Source organism: Methylocystis sp. (genome assembly GCF_021731785.1).
Lineage (GTDB): Bacteria > Pseudomonadota > Alphaproteobacteria > Rhizobiales > Beijerinckiaceae > Methylocystis.
Genome location: NZ_JAKFWS010000071.1, coordinates 18,989 through 39,052, shown reverse-complemented (window position 1 = coordinate 39,052; position 20,064 = coordinate 18,989). Strand labels below are relative to the sequence as shown.

18 protein-coding genes and 1 pseudogene are annotated in these 20,064 nt (G+C 62.7%); 4 read left to right on the top strand and 15 right to left on the bottom strand.

Going from position 1 to position 20,064, the window contains the following annotated elements; genetic code table 11:
* Window positions 1-13 precede the first annotated feature (13 nt).
* Both QZ964_RS12955 and QZ964_RS12950 read left to right on the top strand, forming a co-directional pair.
* On the top strand, window positions 14-913 hold the full coding sequence (locus QZ964_RS12955; RefSeq protein WP_292532073.1) for a hypothetical protein: 900 nt from the start codon (window positions 14-16) through the stop codon (window positions 911-913).
* 47 nt (window positions 914-960) lie between these two features.
* Window positions 961-1,464 (top strand): TspO/MBR family protein, encoded by a 504-nt coding sequence (locus QZ964_RS12950; protein ID WP_292532072.1) that lies wholly within the window; start codon window positions 961-963, stop codon window positions 1,462-1,464.
* Here QZ964_RS12950 and QZ964_RS12945 read toward each other — a convergent pair.
* The 5 genes from QZ964_RS12945 to QZ964_RS12925 all read right to left on the bottom strand — a co-directional run bounded on the left by QZ964_RS12945 (window position 1,461) and on the right by QZ964_RS12925 (window position 7,496).
* A complete protein-coding gene (locus QZ964_RS12945; protein ID WP_292532071.1) occupies window positions 1,461-2,675 on the bottom strand; it encodes an alpha/beta hydrolase domain-containing protein in 1,215 nt (404 codons plus the stop codon). The genes QZ964_RS12950 and QZ964_RS12945 overlap by 4 nt on opposite strands.
* On the bottom strand, window positions 2,575-3,252 hold the full coding sequence (locus QZ964_RS12940) for a UdgX family uracil-DNA binding protein (protein ID WP_292532070.1): 678 nt from the start codon (window positions 3,250-3,252) through the stop codon (window positions 2,575-2,577). Before QZ964_RS12940 ends, QZ964_RS12945 begins: the two co-directional genes overlap by 101 nt.
* 127 nt (window positions 3,253-3,379) lie before the next feature.
* Window positions 3,380-5,137, bottom strand: coding sequence for a di-heme-cytochrome C peroxidase (locus QZ964_RS12935; protein WP_292532069.1), 1,758 nt, complete (start codon window positions 5,135-5,137; stop codon window positions 3,380-3,382).
* Between the two features lie 122 nt (window positions 5,138-5,259).
* A complete protein-coding gene (locus QZ964_RS12930) occupies window positions 5,260-5,808 on the bottom strand; it encodes an alpha/beta hydrolase (RefSeq protein WP_292532068.1) in 549 nt (182 codons plus the stop codon).
* Complete coding sequence (locus QZ964_RS12925) at window positions 5,808-7,496, bottom strand: lysine--tRNA ligase (RefSeq protein ID WP_292532067.1); 1,689 nt, start codon at window positions 7,494-7,496, stop codon at window positions 5,808-5,810. Before QZ964_RS12925 ends, QZ964_RS12930 begins: the two co-directional genes overlap by 1 nt.
* A 285-nt stretch (window positions 7,497-7,781) precedes the next feature.
* On the opposite strand from QZ964_RS12925, the gene QZ964_RS12920 reads away from it, so the two are divergent.
* The gene (locus QZ964_RS12920; protein ID WP_292532066.1) at window positions 7,782-9,074 is read left to right on the top strand and encodes a carbohydrate porin; all 1,293 of its coding nucleotides are present in this window, start codon (window positions 7,782-7,784) and stop codon (window positions 9,072-9,074) included.
* A gap of 100 nt (window positions 9,075-9,174) precedes the next feature.
* Here QZ964_RS12920 and QZ964_RS12915 read toward each other — a convergent pair whose 3' ends face one another.
* From QZ964_RS12915 to QZ964_RS12870, 10 genes and pseudogenes are all read right to left on the bottom strand, one after another.
* Window positions 9,175-9,495: a hypothetical protein gene (locus QZ964_RS12915; protein ID WP_292532065.1), complete on the bottom strand. Its 321-nt coding sequence runs from the start codon at window positions 9,493-9,495 to the stop codon at window positions 9,175-9,177.
* 156 nt (window positions 9,496-9,651) lie between these two features.
* A complete protein-coding gene (locus QZ964_RS12910; RefSeq protein ID WP_292532064.1) occupies window positions 9,652-10,527 on the bottom strand; it encodes an NAD(P)-dependent oxidoreductase in 876 nt (291 codons plus the stop codon).
* Between the two features lie 3 nt (window positions 10,528-10,530).
* Window positions 10,531-11,568: a GTP 3',8-cyclase MoaA gene (gene moaA, locus QZ964_RS12905; protein ID WP_292532063.1), complete on the bottom strand. Its 1,038-nt coding sequence runs from the start codon at window positions 11,566-11,568 to the stop codon at window positions 10,531-10,533.
* A gap of 125 nt (window positions 11,569-11,693) precedes the next feature.
* Entirely contained in the window at window positions 11,694-12,698 is a 1,005-nt protein-coding gene (locus QZ964_RS12900; protein WP_292532062.1) for a sulfotransferase, read from the bottom strand.
* 31 nt (window positions 12,699-12,729) lie between these two features.
* Window positions 12,730-13,308, bottom strand: a pseudogene (gene cysC, locus QZ964_RS12895) (adenylyl-sulfate kinase); the annotation flags it as partial.
* Window positions 13,309-13,443: 135 nt separating this feature from the next.
* Complete coding sequence (mbnF, locus tag QZ964_RS12890) at window positions 13,444-15,096, bottom strand: methanobactin biosynthesis FAD monooxygenase MbnF (protein ID WP_292532061.1); 1,653 nt, start codon at window positions 15,094-15,096, stop codon at window positions 13,444-13,446.
* The gene (mbnM, locus tag QZ964_RS12885) at window positions 15,093-16,394 is read right to left on the bottom strand and encodes a multi antimicrobial extrusion protein MatE (RefSeq protein ID WP_292532060.1); all 1,302 of its coding nucleotides are present in this window, start codon (window positions 16,392-16,394) and stop codon (window positions 15,093-15,095) included. Before mbnM ends, mbnF begins: the two co-directional genes overlap by 4 nt.
* A complete protein-coding gene (gene mbnC / locus QZ964_RS12880) occupies window positions 16,391-16,972 on the bottom strand; it encodes a methanobactin biosynthesis protein MbnC (RefSeq protein WP_367119272.1) in 582 nt (193 codons plus the stop codon). Before mbnC ends, mbnM begins: the two co-directional genes overlap by 4 nt.
* Window positions 16,950-17,777 carry a methanobactin biosynthesis protein MbnB gene (gene mbnB / locus QZ964_RS12875; protein ID WP_292532059.1) on the bottom strand — a complete coding sequence of 276 codons (828 nt, stop codon included), beginning with the start codon at window positions 17,775-17,777 and terminating at the stop codon, window positions 16,950-16,952. The genes mbnC and mbnB overlap by 23 nt, the downstream gene beginning before the upstream one ends.
* Before the next feature lie 78 nt (window positions 17,778-17,855).
* Window positions 17,856-18,695: a methanobactin precursor domain-containing sigma factor gene (locus QZ964_RS12870; RefSeq protein WP_292532058.1), complete on the bottom strand. Its 840-nt coding sequence runs from the start codon at window positions 18,693-18,695 to the stop codon at window positions 17,856-17,858.
* An 870-nt stretch (window positions 18,696-19,565) separates the two neighbouring features.
* On the opposite strand from QZ964_RS12870, the gene QZ964_RS12865 reads away from it, so the two are divergent.
* On the top strand, window positions 19,566-19,934 hold the full coding sequence (locus QZ964_RS12865) for a DUF2946 family protein (RefSeq protein WP_292532057.1): 369 nt from the start codon (window positions 19,566-19,568) through the stop codon (window positions 19,932-19,934).
* Window positions 19,935-20,064: the final 130 nt, after the last annotated feature.

Below are 20,064 nucleotides of genomic sequence, written 5' to 3'. Positions count from 1 at the left end.
GAACATCAATCACATGTCATTCACGCGTCAGCTTCTCGCCGTTCTGGCGGTCGCCTTCGCCGTGTCTTCAGCGCGGGCCGAGGACAATCTTTCGTGGTGGAAGCCGCCGCTCTCGGAAAAGGCCGGCCCTAAACGCGCGGTCGACGGAGTCAACGGCAAGCTCGAAGGTTTCGGCGGCGGCTCGGACTGGCTCGGCTTCGCGCGTTTGAACAACGCTTCGGCGGGCGGGATGGGGTCGATTACCGCCCCGGCCGGCGACCGATTCGGTTTTCAGATCGACGCGCTCGCGGCGGGCCATCGCGGCTTCTTCGTGGCCGCCGGCGCCGGACACGCCTTCTGGCGCGATCCGAGCGTTGGCCTCCTTGGAGCCTATGGAGCGATCGCCAACGACAAGCGTCTCGACGACACGCGTTTCCGCCTGGGCGCGGAAGGCGCCTATTATTACGGACCGTTTTCTCTCGCCAGCGTCGCCGGCTATGAGGAGAGTTCGGGACACTTCCTCACGCCGCTGGGCTATGGGCCGGGGGTTCTCGCCTATCAGTGGCAGCCCCGGCGCGGGCGCTTCTTCGACATGTTCGATATCAGCGTCTATCCGACCTACAATGTCAAAATCTCGGTCGGCCATCGTTATGTCGGCGGCCGCCATGCCGCAGCGCTCGGCGGCGAGGCGCTCATCTGGAATCTCGGCAATTCCGCGGTCACCGGCTTCATCGAAAGCCGCGTGGGCGAAAATGACTACAAGGCCGTCTGGGGCGGCGTGCGCATCTATCTCGGCCAGAGCGACAAGACGCTGATCGCCAGGCACCGCGAGGACGACCCGACCAACTGGCTGAAGGACGACATGTTCGCCTCGCAGAACAGCGTTCGCACCGGCGCCGCGCCGGTGTTTTTACCGGCGCCGTTGCAGCCTTGAAGCCGACGCGCCGCGCCCGATATGCGGGCGCAGCGTCAGGAGGCGCAATGAGCCGTTCAACGTCTTTTCGCGATCGGTCGTCGCCCCTCGTCGCTGCAATCGCCGCGGCCGCGCCCGTGCTCGCCGCGGCGCTGCTCGGCAGTTTCGCGACGACGCCGAACATCGCGCCTTGGTACGACACGCTCGCCAAGCCGCCATTGAACCCGCCGAATTGGGTGTTCGGGCCGGCGTGGACGACCCTCTACATTCTGATGGCCTACGCGTTTTACCGCATTCTGCGGCTTGAGCCGGGCGCGCCAGGCCGTAGCGCCGCGATCTTGATCTTTTTTGTTCAGCTTGTTTTGAACACGGCTTGGTCCTTCGCCTTCTTCTACGCGCGAAGCCCGCTGCTCGGACTCATCGTCATTGTGCCGATGGAGGCGCTCCTCATCGCGACGATTGTTCTGTTCTATCGGCTCGACCGCGTCGCGGGCTATACCCTGGCCCCGACCGCCTTCTGGGTGGCTTTCGCCACCTATCTCAACGTCGGGATATTCATCCTCAACTCCTAAAACGGCGCCGATCGCGCGGCCGCGACATAGGCGTCGGCGTCCTTCTGCAACAGCAGCCGGTCCTTGACGAGCTTGTCGGCGACGACCCGCATCGTCGCGACGAAATAGGCGCGTGATCCATAGCGCTCGACAAGCGAAGGACGCTGATCGCCGGTCTTTTCCCGATCCGTCCTGGTGGCGGCGAAAGGAATCGCCGCGCCCGCGGCGCAGCGCGGTCCCTTCTTGTCCTTTTGCGCGTTGAAGCCTGCGAAGGTGGCGACAGGCATCGCGAGGTCGGGCATCCGCAGGCCGGCGAGCTCATTGCCGTCGGCGTCAATTTTCGGAACGCGGCGGACCCCTTCCGGCGGCGGCGGCAAAGCTGGGACTTTCGGCCATTTCAATTCCTGCGCCGGCGTCAGATCGCCATCGAGCGGGGCGCGCGAGCCAGGCGGCGCGACGCCCTTCGCGGTCCATTCGTCGAGCGCGACGAAAAGCGCCCGCTGCGCCGGCGCAAAAGCGCGCGCGTCGATGGGCGCGGCGCAATTCGGCGCGCTCGTCGAAGAGGCGATTCCGGCGAGATAGAAGCGCCGACCATTCGGCGGCGCGTTGGCGGCGAATTCGATGCGGGGCTTCTCGCCCCAATAGGCGTCGGCGTTCCAGGTTGCGATGAAGCGCGTCGGGGCGGCGGGCTCGCGACTGGCGTCATGCAGCAGCAAGCCGTCGAATGCCGAACCCGCGCCCGACATTGCATCGGCGTCTGTCCCTTGCGCGCGGCCAAGGATGCGCTTCATCTTAAGCGCGCCGCGAAGATGTCCGAGGATGTCGCGCAGGACCGGCTCTTTGGCTTCGGCGGCGAGCTTGGCGAAATCGAGCGTCAGCACGGCGAGCCCACGCTCAAGCGCGAGGGGTTTCACATTTTCGCTCGGCTGCGTTTCGATCAGAATCGACTTTACGCCGCCATTTGGCGGCTGCGCCGGCTTCGATAGCGTTCCCAGAATCTCATAGGACTCGCCGCTGAGCTTTCCTGTCGCGGACACCGCCTCGTCCGCGCCGTTGGGTCGCGTCTCGAATTTTAAGAGTTCGGCCTGCGCCGCGCCGGCGTAGGCCAGCGACAGGATCAGCGCGGTTCGTTTAGCCCGCCGCGCGCAAGGCGTCGTCTTTTTCGATCCAATGGGCGATTTTCCGAAGATCGGCGAGGAAGCCTCGCCATGCCTCGCGCTTATCTGATTCATCCTTCAAGCGTAGCAGAGAGGAAGGGTGAACGGTGGCCAAGAATTGCGCGCCGCCGTCGAGGTCGATGATTTCGCCGCGCAGGCGCGACACCGTCTCCGACCGGCCGAGGGCGCCGCGAATTGCGGTCGCGCCGAGCGCCACGATCAGTCCCGGGCGGACGAGAGCGCGTTCGCGATCGAGCCACCAGCGGCAGGCGTCGATCTCGCTGGCGTCAGGCTTCTTGTGCAGGCGGCGCTTGCCGCGCTGCTCGAATTTGAAATGTTTCACCGCATTCGTGACGAAGCATTTGTCGCGGGCGACGCCGGCGCGCTCCAGCGCAATGTCGAGGAGCTTGCCGGAGGGTCCGACGAACGGGCGTCCCGACAAGTCCTCCTGGTCTCCAGGCTGCTCGCCGATCAGCAGCACGCGCGACTGAGGCGATCCTTCTCCAGGAACCACCTGAGTGGCGTTTTTATAGAGCAGGCAGCGCGTGCAGCCCGCCTCTTGCTCAGCCAGCGCCGAAAGCGAATGGGATTCAACGAATGGGCCGACGGCGGGCGGAGGCTTCGCTCGGATGACGTGTCCAGATTTCTCCATGTGTGCTTTGCGCCAGCAGCGTCCCAAGCGACGCCAGGAAGGTCGATATAGGCGACGCAGCCGCGAGGAAAAGCCGCTCTCGGACAGCAAAGGTCTCGGGACAACGGCTAGTCCCGAGTCGCGCCTCTCAAAGCGTCTTCAGATATTCGAGCAGGGCGCGCTTGTCCGCCGCGCTCAACGCCGTTCCAAAGTCATGGCCGCAATGGCTGACGCCCGAGCCTCTGTCGCAATCTGTTTTCATCGGGAACGCCGAGGGCTTTTGCTGAGCAGCCAAGCCGACAGCGGAAATGTCATAGGCCGGACCGACCTTGAAATCATTGACGCGCTCCTGCGGCGGCTTCAACAGCTCGGCGAGCGAGGGCACCGAAGCGTTGTGCAGATAGGGCGCCGCAGCCCAGACGCCTTGAAGGACGCGGGCTTCATATCTGATCTTGCCGTCCGTTTCCGGCGCACGGCGGCAGGCCCAGCGTCCGGCGCCGGGCGTGCCGGGAATTTTGAAGACGCCCTTCAACTCTTCGATCAGGGGCTGCATAAGCGCCAGCGCCACGTCCGCTCTCTGGCGCTCCGGCGCATCCATCGTGAACGGCATGAAGTGCTGCAGCATCGCCCCGCGCGTCGCGGTCGCGAGGACCGAGACCGGCGCGTCTGTCTTCTCGAGCGGCGGCGACACGAAGGGGATAGCGGCGCCCGTCAACACGCCGGTGTCGACCTTCCAGTCCGGCGCGAAATATTGATATTCGCGCGCGTCGGTGCCGACGTCCTGAACCGGGGTGCACCAGGTTTCCGGGTTGAGCAGTCGCGGCTGTCCTTGGTCAACGCCGTGGCAGTCGGCGCATCCGCCCTCTTCATAGGGACGCTGATAGATGAGCTTGCCCCGCCCGGCGAGCGTGATGTCCACGGGCCATGGCCATTTCGGCGGACCGATCCGCTCTGTGAGCCGCTCCAGCTCGATCAGCCCTTTAAAGTCGACGGAATTGGATTTGACATAGTTGAAACCGAGGAGATGCGAGGCGTCCTTCTCGGGAAATAATTCGCCGAAAACGCCATAGACCTGACCGACGTTTCTGGACATGGCCAGGATGCGGTCGCCATTATCGGCGAATCCCAGCCATTGCGTATGATCCTGCCGCGGCGCGTTCCACAAGAACGGGGGCCGCACCGGCGCGTCGGCCTTTCGCATGTTTTCGGGAATCATGTGCGTCGGCCCCGGCCCGATGTCGAGGCCGGTGACGCGATTGAGGATCATGCCGACGGCGTCGATGCGTCCGGCGCCCCAGGGCCTGTCTTTGGGCAGACCCTTGTCGGTGATGGCGTGGTGGCGCGCATGCCAAAGATCGACTTCGGCGCGCAGTTTGATTTCCTTTTGCGGATCGTAGGCGTTTCCGACAACGGCCTTGGCGAATTCCGAAAAGGCCGTTGTATCCGCGAGAACCTTCCCGACCGCCGTATCGAGATCGGCCCAAAGCGCGCCGATGTCGGCGAACGATGGGCCGCCGTCGATGCGATAGGCCTTACCCTCGACCTCGATCTGCCTGGTATGGCATGCGGCGCATGTCGGACCGAACACGCCATCGGCGACGACGAAGCCGACCGGCGCCCCCGGCGTCGGGCTCGCAGGATTGGCGAGATAGCCGTAACGGGCGAATCCATCCGCAAGGAAGGGCTGGCCGTCGACCTGCTTGAGCGCCTTGATCCAGTTCCAGGGAATGAGGCGCGAGCCCTGGCTCACACTGTAGTAATCGTTCCAGGCCTTCTCGTCCCAGGGACCGGCGCCCGGAATCGAGGATGGCTGTTCGACTCGTTCGAACGCCATCGAAGCGGACGAACTTGCGGCGAGAATGACGGCGGCAAGCGCAGCGGAGCGGAAGACTTTGCTCAGGCTCATCTCAAATCTTCTCAATGAACGGCCGCTGCAAAACGCCGATGAAAAATGCGCTTCGGCCAGTCCAGCGCGCGAGCGCCGATGATCGCCAATAAGGCTTCAATAGTTTGAATTGATGACGCGCGCTAGAGTTTCGTCATGAAATTGGCGAAGGCGAGCGAACCTTCCGGCCAGGGCCCATGACCGCTGTCGACATTGATATGTCCGCTCGCGCCAGCGTCGATAAACTGCGCGCCGATATCCTGCGCGAGATTGCGGGCGAAGAGCAGATCGGCGTAAGGGTCGTCGCTGCTGCCGACCATCGTCGCCGGGAAAGGAAGCCGAGCGCGGGGAACCGGCAGAAAGGCTGAATCGATCGATGGCATTTCTCGGATTACCGCCTCTGAGGGCGGCGCGACGAGAAAGGCGCCGGCGATCTTCTCGCCGACGCGCTGCGCCGCATGCAGCGTCGCGATGACGCCGAGCGAATGCGCGACGATCACCGCCGGCCGCGCGCTTTCGAGAACCTCTCGCGTGATTTTCTCTTCCCATTCGGCGCGGATCGGCTTCTCGAAGTCGCGCTGCGTCACGCGTCTGGCTGTCGAGAGTTTCGCCTGCCACCGGCTTTGCCAATGTTCGGGGCCGGAATCGCTCCAGCCCGACACGACGAGAATGTCAGTGTCGGCGACCCGCATCAGGCGGTTTCGCGCGCAACAAAAGCGCCATTGAGCGCGTCTTCGATTAGCTTGCGAGTCTCGGCGACGCCATAGAGCGCAATGAAGGAGCCAAAGCGGGGACCCTTTTTCTCGCCGAGCAACACTTCATAAAGCATGTTGAAGAAATCGTTTGAGACGCCGGGACGCTCCGGCGTCGCGCCCTTGGCGGCAAAGTCCTGATAGCGCGGCGCCGCGCGCCCCACATCATAGAGCGCGGCCTGTATATCCTCGGCGCTCGCGCCTTCCGGCAGGTCTTGAAGCGTTTCGTCCAGTTTGCGCAGCACGCCCTGCTCGACCTCGTCGGCGGCGCGATAGGTTTTCGCCGGCTTCACGAAATCGCGGAAATAAGCGACGGCGTAGCCGACGAGCCTGTCGAGTCGCGGATGGTTCTCGGGCGTCGCTGAGGGCGCATAGCGGCGCAGAAAGCCCCAGAGCACTGCTGGATCTTCCGCGTTGGCGACGGCGGCGAGATTGAGCAGCATGGCGAAGGAGACGCTCGTCCCTTTCGTCTCGCCCGTATGCACGAGTACTTCCGCCTCCGGCGGATCGCCTGCATGAATGTGCCACGCCGGATTACCGAGTCGGTTCTTCCAGTCCTGGCGCGGATAGGCGTCCAGGAAATTCAGATAGTCGTCGACGGCGCGCGGGATCACGTCGAAATAGAGCCGCTTCGCGGCACTCGGCTTCTGGAACATGAATTGCGCCAGACTCTCGGGGCTGGCGTAGGTCAGCCATTCCTCAATCGTCAGACCGTTGCCCTTCGACTTCGAAATCTTTTGGCCCTTTTCGTCGAGGAAGAGTTCGTAGTTGAAGCCTTCCGGCGGGCGCCCGCCAAGCGCCCGCACGATGGCGCCGGAAAGTTTCACCGAGTCGATAAGGTCCTTGCCCGCCATCTCGTAATCGACATTGAGCGCATACCAGCGCATCGCCCAGTCGGGCTTCCATTGCAGCTTGCACTGGCCGCCGGTGACGGGCGTGGTGAACTTCTCGCCCGTATCGGGATCGGTCCAGGATATCGTGCCCGCTTCTGCGTCATAGCCTGTCAGCGCGACCTGCATGACGATGCCGGTCTTCGGATGGATTGGCAGGAAGGGCGAATAGGTCGCCGCGCGCTCTTCGCGAAAGCTCGGCAGCATGATCTTCATCACGGCGTCGTAGCGGGCGAGCATATGTTTCAAGGCGGCGTCGAAGCGGCCGCTCTTGTAATATTCCGTCGACGACGCGAATTCGTAATCGAAGCCGAAGGCGTCGAGAAAGGCGCGCAGCCGCGCATTGTTGTGCGCGCCGAAACTATCATGCGTGCCGAAAGGGTCCGGCACCTGCGTCAAGGGCTTGCCTAGATGCGCCGCAACCAGCTCCTTGTTCGGAATATTGTCGGGGACCTTGCGCAGCCCATCCATGTCGTCGGAGAAGGCGAGGAGCCGAGTCGCGATTTTGCCCTCGGTCAGGACCTCAAAGGCGCGGCGCACCATGCTGGTGCGGGCGACCTCGCCGAAGGTGCCAATATGCGGCAGGCCGGACGGGCCGTAGCCGGTCTCGAACAGCACGCTCTTTTGACCGCTCGCCTCCACCCGCTTGACGAGCTTTCGCGCCTCTTCGAACGGCCAGGCGGGCGAGACGCGCGCGGCTTCGACGAGTTCGGGCGACAACAGGAGCGGTGCGGACATGGGAGGCGAACTGGCCAATCTGTATAGGGAAGCGCGGCACAGTAGGGAGAGGGCCTCGGGGCGTCAACGAATAAGCCGGCCATCTTCGGCCGAGGGCGGGGGCGTCGGCGAACGAAAGCTCGCGACTGTTGCGCGCAATCGATAGACAAGCGCGGCTGCGGCGCTAAGCTTTGCGGCGCTTGTGATTCACCATCAGGCTTAGCGGGGCCGAACAGAATGTGGCGGCGGAGGGAGTCGAGCGGGCCGGCCTCCGCAAAAAGGCGACGGGCAGGAACACGCAGCCTCATGGCCGCGGCCTGGGTCATTGTCCCAGCCGGCCTTATCGCAACCATAGGCGTCCCCGCCCGCGCCGAAGACAACGCCGTCTCTCTCGCCAAGCAGAAGTCGCTGACCGACACGCCGGGCGGCCCCAAGGACCAACTGCGCAAGTTCGGGATCGACGTCGACGTCTGGATCACGCAATTCTATCAGGGCATCCCTGCCGGCGCGATTGATCGGACAGCGCGCTACGGCGGCAAGATGGACATGTTTCTGCGCGTCGACGGCGAGAAGCTCGGCTTCTGGAAAGGGCTCAAATTCAACGCGCAATATGAGCATTATTTCGGCCGCAACGTGAACCGGCAGGATCTGGCGCTGCTGCCGGTCAATGTCGCCCAGGCGTTTATCGAGATCGACGGCTATCACTCGGCCTTGTCGATGACGCTGACGCAGGAGCTCAGCGATGAGCTTTCGGTGACGATCGGCAAGTTCAACATGTTGACCCTCGCCGCGCAGACGCCGTTGGTTGGCGGCGGCGGCATCGACACCTTTATGAACCGGGCGTTCGCGCTGCCATCGACCGGCATCGGCGTCAGCTCGCCGGAAAGCGTCGCCGACCGGCTGATTATCGCGCCGCCCTATCTTTTGGGCGGCGTCGCCGCGCTCAAGACCAAATATTTCGACCTCAAGGTGATGGTCGCCGACCCGCGAAACGCCCAGCAGCCGCGGGTCATTGAGCGGCCGTTCGAGCGCGGCGTCGGCGCCGGTCTGATGGCGACCGTGCCTGTCGAGATCGGCGGTCTGCGCGGCTTCCATACGCTGCGATTCGCCTACAGCAACGCCAGGGGCTTCGACCTCGACGACATCGGCGAGACACGGCAGTCGATCGCCCGGCTCCGCGGCTTGACCAAAAAGGGCTTCTGGTTCGTTTCCTACGCGGTCCAGCAATATCTGGTGCAGAGCGAAACGAACCCCAAACTGGGATGGGGCCTGTTCACGCTCGCGACCCTTTCGGACGGCAATCCCAATCCTGTCAGATGGAGCATGCTCGTTGGACTCGCCGGCAGTAATCTGATGACGGGCCGCGAAGACGATCTGTGGGGCGTCGGCTATTACCATTACGGCCTGACCCAGCCGCTCCTTTCCGGACTACAGGCGCGGCGGATTTTTCGCCGCAGCGAAGGCGGCGTCGAGGCCTTCTATAATTTCGCGGTGACCCGATGGCTGCGGCTTTCAGGCGACGTCCAGATCATCGATCCGTGGAATCCGCTGCGGGCGCGGGCGAGCTATCTCGGCCTGCGTCTGCAGACGAAGTTTTAGGAAAACGGCAGCTTAGAAAACAAAAAGGCGAAGATCGTTTCCAAACGATCCTCGCCCAAGGCCTGCCCTTTGGCCTGATCCGGGTGCGCGACTCTCGGCGTCAATTCGCGCAGGAGACGCTACGCATGTAACGGACGCGACCCCGCTCGTCAGCTTTCGGCGTGATGACGAGCGTGCAATCTTCATCCTCCGCGCCATAGGCGCGCCCCACTCGGATCGCCGCTCCACGCGCCAGCGGACGCATGCCAACGTCATTGAGGCTCACGGCGGCTTGGACGCCAGTGGCGGAGGATTGCATCTTCGGGTCAGACGTCGCCGACGGCGCAGCAGCGACAGCAGCGACCGCGCAAATGGCGACGGTGAATCCGAGGACAATCCGAGACGTACGGCTTGCGAAAGGGCTTTCGCGCGAAACGGCCATTTAGGGCTCCCCACAGGGTGACCGGGAATTCAACCGCGGATCGCGACGCGAACACTGCGACCCTGGACGTTTCCTCTTTTTGCCGGGGGGAAACGCGCCGCCCCCGCAATGGTTCCGCCGTAGTCACGAATTTTTAAGATTTCGCCTCAAGCCGGCTCATCGTTCAAGCCGCGCGATAAGGCTCGACGTATCCCAGCGCCGTCCGCCCATCTGTTCGACCTCGGCGTAAAACTGATCGACCAATGCCGCGACCGGCAGGCGCGCGCCGTTGCGCCGCGCCTCGCCGAGACAGATCGCCAGATCCTTGCGCATCCATTCGACGGCGAAGCCGAAGTTGAACTCGCCCGCTAGCATTGTTTTTGTGCGATTTTCCATCTGCCACGACTGCGCCGCGCCATTCTTGAGAAGATCGACGACGTTGTCCGCGTCGAGCCCGGCGGCGCCGGCGAAATGCAGCGCCTCGGCCAGGCTTTGGACCAGGCCGGCGATGGCGATCTGATTGACCATTTTGGTGAGCTGGCCGGCCCCGGGCGGTCCCATCAGCCGGCAGGCGCGCGCATAGCAGGCGATGACCGGCTCCGCCTTGGCGAAGACGGCGGGATCGCCGCCGCACATCACGGTCAGCGCGCCCTTTTCCGCCCCGGCCTGCCCGCCGGAGATCGGCGCGTCGATGAAGCCGAGGCCGCGCTCGGCCGCCGCTGCGTGCAGCTCCCGCGCAACCTCTGCCGACGCCGTCGTATGGTCGACGAAGATCGCGCCCGCCGACATGCCTGCGAAGGCGCCTTCTGCGCCGATCGTCACCGCGCGCAGATCGTCATCATTGCCGACGCAGGAAAAGACGAATTGCGCGCCGATCGCCGCTTCGGCCGGAGTCGAAAACCATTCCGCGCCGGGATGGGCGGCGGCGAATTTCTCGGCTTTGGCGGCGGTGCGGTTGTAGACCCGCAGCTTTTGGCCGGCGCGATGAAGGTGGCCGGCCATGGGATAGCCCATGACGCCAAGGCCGACAAAGGCGACGGATGAGGGCTCCATCTATCAGCCGCCCGTCATGCTCATGTGGCGGGAGACGGAGGGCGCCGGCGCTGCGCGGTCGATGATAAAGTCGTGGCCCTTGGGCTTGCGCAGGATCGCAGCTTCGATCGCCTGATGCAGCGGCGCATCGTCTGAGCTTTCGCGCAGCGGCGCGCGCAGGTCGGCTGCGTCCTCCTGACCGAGGCACATATAAAGCGTTCCGGTGCAGGTAACGCGGACGCGATTGCAGCTTTCGCAGAAATTATGCGTGAGCGGGGTGATGAAGCCAATGCGCCCGCCGGTCTCGCGCGCGCGCATGTAGCGCGCCGGTCCGCCGGTGCGATAGTCGATCTCGTCGAGCGTGAAGGCTTCGCTCAGCCGATCGCGAACCGCCTGCATCGGCAGATATTGGTCGGCGCGTTCGGGTCCGTCGAGTTCGCCGAGCGGCATCACCTCGATGAAGGTCATGTCCACTCCGCTGTCATGCGCGAAGCGCGCGAGCGGGACGAATTCGTCTTCATTGACGCCTTTCAGCGCCACCGCATTGAGCTTCACCTTGAGGCCGGCGGCGCGGGCGGCGGCGATCCCCGCCAGCACTTGCGCATGCGCGCCGGTGCGGGTCAGGATCTGGAAACGGTCCGGATCGAGCGTGTCGAGCGAGACATTGACCCGCCGCACGCCACAGTCGGCGAGTTCGCCCGCAAAGCGCGAAAGCTGCGAGCCATTGGTGGTCAGCGTCAGCTCCTCCAGCGCGCCGGATGTAAGATGGCGCGACAGCGCCCGAAACAGCTTCATCACGTCGTGCCGCACCAGCGGCTCGCCGCCGGTGATGCGCAGCCTTTTGGTTCCCCGCGCGACAAAAGCGGAGCAGAGTCGATCGAGCTCCTCGAGAGTCAGCAGATCGCGCCGCGGCAGGAACTGCATATGTTCCGACATGCAATAGACGCACCGGAAATCGCACCGGTCGGTGACGGAGACGCGGAGATAGGAGATCGTCCGCCCGAAGGGGTCGACAAGCGGCGCCGGCGCGGCGACCGCGGGCGTCCTGGCGTGGGCGTTCATCCTATCCTCGAACCGGGAGAAGTTTCTGCGTCCTCCATATATTGCCGGAACGCGGGCGCGTGAAGCCCACCCGCCCAGCGGCCGGGCGGAACCGGGCCGAGGAGAATTTCGTCGGGGCGTGGGCTCTACTTCCCGGCGCCCCAGCCGAAATCCTCGTCGAGCAGCGAGTAGAGTTCTTCGTTGTAGGGCCGAAAAAACGCGGCCAAATTCTCCCGAACGCCATCATCTAGCTCGCCGGACGGCCCGGGATTGCGCTCCTCGATCAAGAGCGGCTCGACTATAGGCAGCCCGAGGAACGCGTAAATCCGCTTCGCCGTCGATTGGGGGTCTTGAAAAAACTCCGCCGCATCGACGATGAAAACGCTCTCTCTCCCAAAATGCTCGAAGAGCAGACGCATGAAGGGCGCGTAGATGCTGTGCCGCAAATAGCCGGCGCGCGCGCCCGAGAACGCATGCGGCTCCATCCCACCGCCCCGTATCGTCGCGATTTCGGTCTTAACCAGGGTTTCGAAATCTGGAAAGCCCTTCCAGTGCGGATCCTTCGCCCTGCGGCTCATGAAACGCTTCTGATCCCACCGCCAATGAGAAAACGTGCGCTCAACCGGATCGCGCAGCACGCATATGATCCGCATGTTTGGAAACATCGACCGCGCTAGAAATATCCAGAGCGGGTTGGGCATCACGGGCGTGCAGTAACCGGTGATCGCGCCGCCGTTTCGTCGCTCCGCCTCCCCTCGCGCCGCGAGCGTCGGGAAATAGGCCATCAGCTCGCGCATCGTTTCCGTGAAGGAGATTTCCTTCGACAGCGGCAGGACCACGTGCGGATGCTGAAGAATATAAGAGGACAGGAAAGACGTGCCGGAGCGCACTGCGCCGATCGATGCGAAGGACGGCTCCATGCGTTGGCTGGAACCGAGGGTCCGCGCCCAAACACGCCATTTTGGCGGATTGAAAAAATAGTAGCGTCTGAATTGATGCGCGACCGCCAAGGGCAGATTGCGCCAGGCGCCGGCGGCGTCGGTTCGCCGCCGGAAGTCCTGATAAGGACGGTGAAGCGTGTCGAGTCTTTTGGGATCGACGTAGAGGCTGGAAGGGGTTCCGTTCAAGGAAATGTCGGACGCGCAAACCATGCGTCATTCTCCAATCGGGCGGACGCAGCCGTCAAAGGCTGGGGGCGGACAAAAACGGTCGAACGATTTCGAGGAGCCGATCGGCCATTTGCTCGGGCGAACCATCCAATGTCTGTAAGACCAGTTCAGGCCGCTCCGGAGGCTCATAGGCTTGATGTATCCCCGTAAAATTCTCGATTTCGCTCGCGAGCGCGCGCTTGTACAGCCCTTTCGGATCGCGCTCGATGCACGCCTGGAGCGGCGTGTCGACGAATACTGCAAGAAAATCGCCGGGCGCGAATAGCCGCCGCACCGCAAGTCGTTCGGCGCGGAACGGCGAGATGAGCGCGCAGATGACGATAAGGCCTGCCTCGGTCATGAGCTTGGCGACCTCGCCGACGCGGCGGATGTTTTCTCTTCGATCGACGCTGGTGAAACCCAGATCTTCATTCAGCCCGCAGCGCAGCATGTCGCCGTCAAGCAAAAACGTATGCGCGCCGCTCATCACCAGTTTGCGCTCGACGAGATTGCCGATCGTCGATTTGCCCGCACCTGACAATCCCGTAAGCCAGACGACCGCCGGACGCTGGCCCTTGATCATCGATCGCTCGCGTCTTGTTACGGCGATTGACCGCCGCTTGGGATCGATCAGAATCGCATCGTCCAAGGGAGGCGCGTACCGCATGCCCCGCTCCTTTTCGTCAATAGGCGTAGATTATGTCCGTCGGCTCATGGTTGCAATTGAGCCGGGACGAAGTTTGCGACGTCATTCGGATGCTCCAGCGAGAACCGTCTCGTGACGCGCCGAGCGCTGCTCGGCGCGTTTTTCGCCTCTGGCGCGCGCAAAACTCGCCTCGAGCGTCGCGAGAGCGTCGGCGCTTCGGCCTCGCGAGCGCCAGGCGATGTAGCCGTCGGGACGAACAAGAAGCACGCCTTCGGACGAGACGCCCAGGCGCGGCAAAAACAGGCCTTCGGGATCGTCGACGTCGAATCCCAGGCGGCAGACGCCAAGCGAGACTTTGGCGCTCGCGCGAATTTTCCGCACCGCCTCGATCCAGTCGCTACCCTTTTCTCCGACGAACAGCATGAAGTCGCGTCCAATCAGATCGTGAGAGGAGATCGTCTCTTCGCCGCGCCGCAGCCAGACATGCGGAAGACGCGTTCCCGGCGCGCCGCTCGGACGAAGAGGATTTTCGACCGACGCGCCGTCATCGGCCTCGTCTGCGATGATCGCGTCCGAGCGATACCGATAGCCCATCGCGGTTTCGAGAAGACCGTATTCGTCTTCCCGAATGCGCAGTTCCTGACGATCAGGCAGGAGGCGCTCGACGTAATTGGCGATTGCTCGCGCAATTGCGATTCGAGCCACTGGCCTGCGCTCGATCTGATAGGTATCGAGCAACGCGGGAGCCGCATCGCCCTTGACGACGAGCGCCAGTTTCCACGCCAAATCTGCGCCGTCTTGAATTGCGGTTTGTCCGCCGAGCCCGCCGACCGGCGGCGTGATATGCGCGCAGTCGCCCGCAAGAAACACCCGACCGAAGGACATGCGATCGGCGATGAGAGCGGCCATCCGCCAGGGCCGAATGTCGAGAATTTTCACCGCGAGGTCGGAGACGCCAAGAGATTGTCGAACGAGTTCTCGGCATCGCTCTTCGTCGAAATCGGACTCCTGATCCCGCGTGGAATCATATTCGATGTTGATTTGGCCGTGATTGGCTTCGTCGCAGGTGACGAACGCGCCGCTGAACGCCGAGTTGCGCAAATAGTAGAGTACAAATCCATCACTTGGCAGGATCGCGCTGAGATCGGCCTCGAACAGCACCGAGATCGTATCCGCAAGGAATCCCGGGCCTTCCATCTTCACGCCGCCGGCGTCGCGGATCGTTCCGCCGGCGCCGTCCGCCGCGATCATGTAGTCCGCAAGCACGGTCGTCTCTATTCCCGACGCTTCGTCGCGCAGGATCGCCTCGACGCCATCATCGCGCTGCGAGAAGCGCGTCAGCGCGGTGGAAAATCTGATATCGGCGCCATTCTCGCGCGCAAAGCGCAGCAAGACCGGTTCGACCCGGTCCTGACCCGCGGTGCATATTTTGCTCGGCGACACGCGCGTCGCGTCGAGCGACGTCTTGGTCACGAGCGTTTCGATCGGCGGACTTGCTACGCTCTCGGCGATGATGAGCGTGGATTCATTGGCGCCCGTGCGGCTTGCTGCGAACAGCGCATCTTCCAGACCCGCGACGACTCGCAGAACTTCCATGCTGCGCCGGTTGATCCCATGCGCTTTCGGCAGTCGCGACGTTGACGGGCGTCGCTCCACCAGAAGACAGGGAACGCCGCGCCATGCGAGCAGCGTCGCCGCCGACAAGCCGGCGTAGCCGGCGCCGACAATGAGAACAGGGACTCGCTCGACGCTCATCGGACATGTCCTTCTGAAGGCAACGAAACGCCCATCGGATCCTCTGGCGCGGATCGAAGACCGCGCCAGAGCAAGAAAACGGCGAAGACTTCGGGCCAGATCAGAGATTGATAGGCGATCTCAGGACGGTTGACTGAAAGACCAATTAGAATGAACAGCGGCGCGATGAGCCACTGCGAAAGCACATCCACGGAGGTCAGCTCTGCGAAGGAGCTGCGAGCGAGCGTTAGTCCGCGCACGATGCTTCCGACAAAGCGGACCGGCAAGGAAAGGGCCAGGCAGGCGACGAAGACGGACCACCAAGCTCCCTGTTGGCGGTAGAGAGTCGCGCCGATCCAATCGCACCCGAGCAGTAGCAAAATGGCGGCCGTCAGCGCGATTGGCGCGCCGACCCGGACGACTGGCGCGAGCGCCGGCGACCAGTCGCCCTGAGATTTCGTCGGCAGGTGAATGGCGAGAAAGCGCGTCAACGTAATCAACGGACCAAGAATGAACAGCATGAAGGTTTGGGCGGCCGCAAATGAGTCGAGACGATGACCATTGGCGCCGTTGGGCCAAGGAAGCGAGAAGAGCGTCAGCGCGAAGAGCATCGCCGCTTGCGGCGAGAGCACCCGCAGCGCCTCCCAGAAGGTTCCGCTCAGAAAGGAGCGTACGAAAGCGATTTCGGGAATGCGAATTCTTCGCGCGCCATGCGCTTGCAGCCGGCTCCACAACCAGAATGACGAAGCCGTCGCAACGATGCAGCCCGCAAGAAAGCAGCCAGCGAACCCCAACCCAAGCGTCTGCATGAAGAGGATATTGGCCGCAGCTTTCGCTGGAATTTCCGCGAGCTTCCAAGCGAGCACCGTGCCGCCGCGTCCAAGCGCATGCAACAAAAATCCTTGCGTATTCGAAAGAACGCGAAAAGGGGCGCCAGCGACAAGCCATACGATCGGGGCGCCGATATAGGGAGCGGCCGCGGCGTCGCCCATCAGGGCGTCAAGGAAGACCGGATAGGCGAAGAAGCCGAAAATCGCTGTCGCGACGCCAAGCACGAGGGAGAGCGCGCAAGTCTTTTCAATCGCGTCGGCGGTCGCGCCATTCTTTTGTGCATGGCCGAGCGCAATGGCCGCGACGGCGGCGCACGCGATGGTGACCGCGACATCAAGCAGCGTGATGCGCATCAGAATCGCATAGGCGCCCGACGCGCGGCCGCCCAGTCTCGCAACCATGGCGAGATCGATCTGCATAATGAAGGCGGCTGCGGAAGTGCTGGCGAACAGTAACCAGTATCCGCGCCACAGCGGCGCGCCGGTCATCGCGCGAGGCCTTGCCACCCCGGAAAAATGTCGAGTTCAAAAGTCGGCAAGGTAAAGTAACCGAAAATATCCGGCGGCGCCGGCAAGGGCTCCTCGGGCTCGATAAGCTCGATTTCTCGACCGAGAAGAACGCTGCGGCACTTCCAGCCGATAACAATATCCGTCGTGTCGACGCATCCGATCACGATTCCGCAATCTCTGCCGCGATCGAGCACCGCCCAACGCGCCGCGGATGCTCCCATGATCGACCTCAGATATTTGCGGTCGGCCAACAGCCTTTCCTTGAATGGGGATTGGCGCGGCCAGACATAGACCCACAGATAATAGGACCAGTCGAAGGCGAGCTTTTTCTCTCCCGCCCAGGCCATGAAGGGCCGAAAGATCGACATGCCGTCGGGACCGGAGAGCTCCAGCAGTTCGGGACAGATATCGAATAGCGTATGCCAATAGACGCGCAGGCTCACGTCGATCCGCACAAAAGCCTTATGGTGCGCAGGATAACTCGCGCACAATTCCGGGGACATGAGCGCGGGATACAGGTCGCGGTCAGTTCGACTAGGCAGAGAGAGCGAGGTCATGACGCCTTTCTTCCGGTTGGCCGAACAGATTTCGCAAGAGTTTCAGATCGGCGACTATGTCGTCAAACTCGATCTGGTCATCGCGCTCGTAGGTCATCGTTGCGCCAGGCTTGTCGAAGACCGAACGGAACTTTTCAAGGAAGGCGAGCGTGTCCGGCGCCAGCGCCTCGGCGTGGGTGTCGAGCGAGATGAAGGGTTCGATCAGCGACTGCCTGTAGCCGGCGACGTGAAAATGCTTGGCGCCGGCTATGACGTTGCGCCACGCTTCGAACGGCGTCCCGCAATTGCGATTGGAGCAGACGGCATTGGACGCGTCGAACAGCACGCCCGCGCCGGTTTCCTCGGTCAGGCGCTCGAAGAAGGCGGGCGCTTCCACCCCGCCATCCATGATGGACGGATAATTTTCGAAATGAATGCGTTGACCGACGAGATCCTGCCATTGCAGGACCTTGTCGCGCACCAACTCATATTCTGTTGAATAGTCGACTTCGCCCAGGTGAAAAAACGCGCGTCCTTCGTGAGAAAAACGCAAAATGTGGTCTGAGACGTAAATCGGGTTGAGCGCGTCGATATAATCTCGAAGCCGAGCGGCGAAGTCGACAAGCGTCGGCCGGTCGGCTTCGAGAAACTTGGAATACATAATATGCAAGCCGACGGGACAATCGAACGCCTTGGCTAATTCGTCCGGTTCGACGCAGAAAAAATTGTCGATAAGGAATTCGCAGTAATCGATGTGTCTTTCGGCGATGAGCCTTTGGACCATCTCATGAGTGTCGCCGAGCGTGAAATTGAAGCCAAGCCGCATCTATTTGCCGCCTTCGTCTGGATACGCCGAAATCGCTTGCGCCGCTGGCCGGGGGCCCACGGCGCAAGCCGATCGTCCTTAGCCGTTGCTGACGGCGCAGGTCGACGCGCAACGGGCGCTGGCGCGGCCGATAACGTTCAGGGTGATGCGCTTGGCGATACGGATGGTCATAGGAGCCTCCCTCTTTGAATTCGTCTGGAAAGTCCAGACGGGGTTCGCGGAATGCGGAACCCGAATGGTATGACGAGTGAGGCCGCAAAAATCGGACAGCCTGCGCCGAGAATTTTTTCGCGGCGTCGGGATTTTGATCTCCGTCAAATCCCGGGCGACGGACCGCGCGTCGGATGGCGCGGCCAAGAACTCGCGCGGCGAATCCGCCGCCTTGAAAGGCGGCGCGCCCACCGGGGCGCTCGGGCGCGCGATCTCGAAGGCGCGATCGAAGTGTTCGAGCGCCCGAACCAGGCTGCGATTGACCGTTCTCAGGGAAACGCCGATTTCCCGCGCGATCTCCGAATGGCTGAAGCCCAGTATTCGGCTCATAAAAAACACCTGACGGCAACATCGCGGCAGCTGCATAAGGGCCGCCTGCACGTCGGACGCCAGCCCGAACGTGTCTGACGCCGACGCGATCAGCGTGTCTTGAACGGCCGACTGGACCCATGCGCTGTCTTCGGCAAGGGCTCGGGCATGCGTCTTCCGTCTTCGAAGACTGTCGATGGCGAGTGTGCACGTCATTTTCGACACATAGCCGCGCGCGTTGGCGACGAGTTCGCCATGGTCGCCTTCGAGCATTTTGAGATAGGCCTGCTGGACCATGTCTTCGGCGTCGTCAGACCCGATCACGCTGCGGGCCCGCGTGATCAGATCGCGGTGATGACTTCTAAACAGTCGGTCGATTGTCTCATGAGACTTGAGCATCAGCGCATCCCTCCCAAGTGCGCCGCCAATGAAAGCGCATCGATCGCAAACGGCCTCAGGCGGCCTTCGGCGATGCGCGGTCTTGATCATCCGCGACGGTTCGCTGCCGAATCGCGTCGCTTGGACTTAGGCGGGAGGGGCGCGCGCCGGCGGCGTGTCCGAATGCTTCGGGGGCGCGAGAAGAGCTACGGAGGCAGGAACGACGGCTCGGCTTGTCGAAGGGGTTAGGTGCGAAATTTCGTTAAGGACGGAAAGGATGGGCGGATGCGAACTGCAACATGCGATGCAGTCGGCGCATGAGCCGTTGGGCTCAAGCGGCGAATGAGGCGCCGCTGGAATCGCGTCGGCCTTGCAGATGGGGGCGGCGAGCGTGGGATGCTGGAAATGGGCGTGCGCCGCGCCGGCCGAAACGCCCGCCGCCTGCAGCAATGTCGCCAGTAAAAAGAAAAATCCGAACGAGCATGGATGCCGCCAACCACTGCTTACGGTGCCCGGATCATAGGCGTGAAACGCGCCGCCGGCAATACGAAAACTCCTTATGCGCCGCCCACATGGCGGAACGATCGCTAAGGGGGTTGCTGTCGACATTCAAAAGGTCGGCGCTCCCTCTCTTATCGATCAGCAAGGCGCCTCACGATTCTGAGCAAGGTCGAAAAACCTGCATCAGCGGTTTTGCCGACGATCTCGACGCGTGTCGACGTCGTACGGCGAAGACCGACCAACTGCAAAGTCCAAGTGTGGCGGAAGCGCAACAACTACGAATATTAAGACTATGCGACGCTAAACTTGATTGACAAGCCAATTGCCGTGCACACAAAATTCATCATGCGGCAGGATCGGCAAAATATTAAGCGATTTATGCGTCCGTTGGTGACGGCCGCAATCGCTTGTCTGCTGTTCCAGCAAGCTTTTGCCCTTGTCTTTTCTCAAGCGCGTCAGGGCGGCGACGTCGGAGCCTTCATCAGCTCCCCTGTGGCGTTCGCTAGCGAGCTCTGCGCCGATAAGGGCGACGGCGACGGCAAGGCTTCGCATGTCCAACACATGCACTGCCTCGCCTGCTTTCTGAGCGAGCAAGACAGCGATCTTGGTTCAAACATTCTATTTGCCGCCGTGGTTCTCGTGCTGGCCCCACGGTCCGACGATCTTCCCCACTGGGTCGAACAGCGCGATATCGCGCCCTCGGCCGCACAGTGGCCCAGTAATCGACTCTCTCGCGCGCCCCCGTCGCTTCTCTCCTAAGAGAGCGCGTTAACGGCCGGCTGCCGGGTCTTCGACCCCACTCGCCATTCCCTCGCGTTTGATGTGCGCCGCGCGTGTTTTCACGCGCCGCCGACAGTCGCCGCCTACGCGCGCGGCCAAGACATATCTC